This window comes from Streptomyces sp. NPDC006798 (assembly GCF_040635975.1).
Lineage (GTDB): Bacteria > Actinomycetota > Actinomycetes > Streptomycetales > Streptomycetaceae > Streptomyces.
The window spans coordinates 1-2,654 of sequence record NZ_JBEYIS010000118.1; the positions used below are offsets into that span (position 1 = coordinate 1).

Sequence of the window (2,654 nt, forward strand, 5' to 3'; positions counted from 1 at the left end):
TGCCCCCCCCGCTCCCGCCCCGCGCGCGCCCCCCCGGGGGGCCGGGCCCCCGACCTCGTACGAAACCCGCGTCAGCCTTCGCGCCGCTCCGCGCCCGGTCCGAACGCCAGGGCCGCCGTCGCGGAGACGAGCCGGTCCAGGGCGCGCCGGGTCCCCGGTCCCGGGCCGGTGCCCCGCACGACGGCGCCCGGGCAGAGACCGTCCAGGCCCGAGAGCGGAAACGCCGCCGGCTCCTCGGGCGGTACCGCGTACTCCCGTCCCCCGCGCCGGGCGATGTTCCGCATCACCCCGGCCGCCACATCGGCCACACCGGTACGGGACCGGAGGCGGCGGAGGCATGGCTGAGCTGTCTGATGGCCGAGGGGCGTTACGTGGAGGACGTCTGGCCCGGGTGAGCGGGGGTACGGGCGCCCCGGGAGACGGGTCCCGGGCCGCCCACGCCGTACAGCCTTCACCTGAATCTGGTATACCGAATACCAGGCATGGCGGTATCGCGGACGAGGGAGCGGGTCATGAGCGACGGCCGGACCGGCGGCGAACCCGGCGCCGACACGATCGGCGGCGCCCATCTGTCCCTGCGGGACCAGGTGTACCGCGAGGTGCGGGAGCGGATCATCGACGGCCGGCTGCCGTCCGGGCGGCGGATCGTGGAGCGCGAGCTGGCGGAGGAGCTGGGGGTGTCCCGGGTCCCGGTCCGCGAGGCCCTCCAGCGGCTGGAGTCGGAGGGTTTCGTCACCGTCTCGGCCCGCCGGGGCGCGTTCGTCGCCCCGTTCGGCCCGGCCGAGGCGGCGGATCTCTTCGACATCCGGGAGCGGCTGGAGGCACTGGCCGCGGCGCTGGCCGCCGACCGGGCCGACACGGCGGGGCTGCGCGTACTCGAAGGGCTGCTCGCCCGGGCCCGGCAGGCCGCCGGAAACCCCCGCCGCACCCGGGAGCTGGCCTCGGTCCACGCCGATTTCCACCGGCAGATCGTCGTCCTGTCGGGCAATCCGCTGCTGCTGGATCTGATGACGCCGCTCGACGGCAGACTGCGGCGGCTCTTCGGCCTCACCACGGAACCGGCCGACGGTACGGCCATGTGCGGGGAGCACGAGCTGCTGTACGCGGCCATCCGGGACGGGAGCGCGGCGGAGGCCGAGCGCATCGCCCGGGAGCATGTGGCCGGGACCCGGGCGGCGGCGATGCGGCTGCTCGCCCCGGCGGACCCGGAGCGCCCCACGGCCGGGTCCGGGCCGTCCGCGCCGTCCGGGCCGGAGCGCCCCCCGGAGTCCTGACCCCTCCCGCGCGGCGGTCGGACGGGCGACGCGCCCGCCGCCTCCGGACCCGTACGCAGTCCCTCAAGGCCCTTGCGTCCCCCCTTGCATTCCCCTGAACCGAGGAGCACCCCGGCCCATGGCCCCGCACACGCCTGTCCTGTTCACCGCCGTCCGGACCCCCGACGGGCGGCTCGTCGACCTGCTGACGGCCGACGGCCGGATCACCGACCTCGGCCCCGCGACCTCGGACGGGCCGCCCGCCGGATACGCCACCGTCGACGCGGGCGGCTCGCTGGCGCTGCCGTCGCCCGTGGACGCCCATATCCATCCGGACAAGACGGCCTGGGGCGGGCCCTGGCTGAGCCGGGAGCCCGCGCGCTCGCTCCGGGACCTGATCGAGGGCGATGTCCGGGCCAGGTCGCGGGTGCCCGGTTCGGTCGCCGAGCGGTCGGGGGCGCTGATGGACACGGCCGTCGCCCACGGGACGCGCGCGATGCGGGCCCATGTCGACGTGGCGCCGGTGTACGGACTCTCCGCCGTGCACGGCGTCCGGGCGGCGGCGGACGCGCGGGCGGATCTGCTCGACGTCCAGGTGGTGGCCTTCCCCCAGCTCGGCCTGGTCAGCAGGCCCGGCACCGCCGAACTGCTGACCCGTTCCCTGGCCGAGGGCGCGGACGTCCTCGGCGGCCTCGATCCGGTGGGGGTCGACGGCGACCGGGACGGCCAGCTCGACTTCCTCTTCCGGACCGCCGCCCGCGCGGGCGTCCCCCTCGACGTCCATCTCCACGACGGCAACCCGGACGGGGTACGGCAGCTCACGGAGATCGCCCGCCGGACGGTCGACGCGGGGCTGGAGGGCCGGGTGGCGGTGAGCCACGCGTTCTGCGTCGCGGATCTCGCCGGGGACGAACTGGCCGCCACGGCCCGGCTGCTCGCGGAGTCCGGGATCGCGCTCACCACCTGCGCCCTGGGGGCCGATCCGGTACTCCCGACGGCGGCGCTGACGGGCCACGGAGTGCTGGTCGCCGCGGGCTCCGACGGGGTGCGCGACGCGTGGTCGCCGTTCGGCGACGGCAATATGATCAACCGCGCGCATCTGCTGGCGTACCGTACCGACGCCCGGACCGACGGCGAACTCGTCGCCTGCTACGACGTGGTGGCACAGGGCGGCGCCGCGCTGCTCGGTCTGGAGCCGTCCCGGCTCGCGGTAGGCGATCCGGCCGACTTCGTCCTGGTGGGCGCGGCCTCGGTACCGGAGGCCGTGGTGGACCGGCCGGTGCCGCGATTCGTGGTCCGCGGCGGCCGGGTGATCGCCCGCGACGGCCGGCTGACGGTCTGACGGACCGGACCGGCGGCGGGGCGCGTACCGGTACCGGTACGCGCCCCGCCGCCGGTCCG

The 2,654-nt window shown here is 76.6% G+C and carries 3 protein-coding genes; 2 read left to right on the forward strand and 1 reads right to left on the reverse strand.

Annotated features, from left to right (window positions below; genetic code table 11):
* Positions 1 to 71: 71 nt before the first annotated feature.
* On the reverse strand, positions 72 to 308 hold the full coding sequence (locus ABZ714_RS34795; RefSeq protein ID WP_358829376.1) for a hypothetical protein: 237 nt from the start codon (positions 306 to 308) through the stop codon (positions 72 to 74).
* Between the two features lie 204 nt (positions 309 to 512).
* On the opposite strand from ABZ714_RS34795, the gene ABZ714_RS34800 reads away from it, so the two are divergent.
* Complete coding sequence (locus tag ABZ714_RS34800) at positions 513 to 1,274, forward strand: GntR family transcriptional regulator (protein ID WP_358829377.1); 762 nt, start codon at positions 513 to 515, stop codon at positions 1,272 to 1,274.
* A 118-nt stretch (positions 1,275 to 1,392) separates the two neighbouring features.
* Positions 1,393 to 2,595 (forward strand): amidohydrolase, encoded by a 1,203-nt coding sequence (locus ABZ714_RS34805; RefSeq protein ID WP_358829378.1) that lies wholly within the window; start codon positions 1,393 to 1,395, stop codon positions 2,593 to 2,595.
* The last annotated feature ends 59 nt before the right edge of the window (positions 2,596 to 2,654 follow it).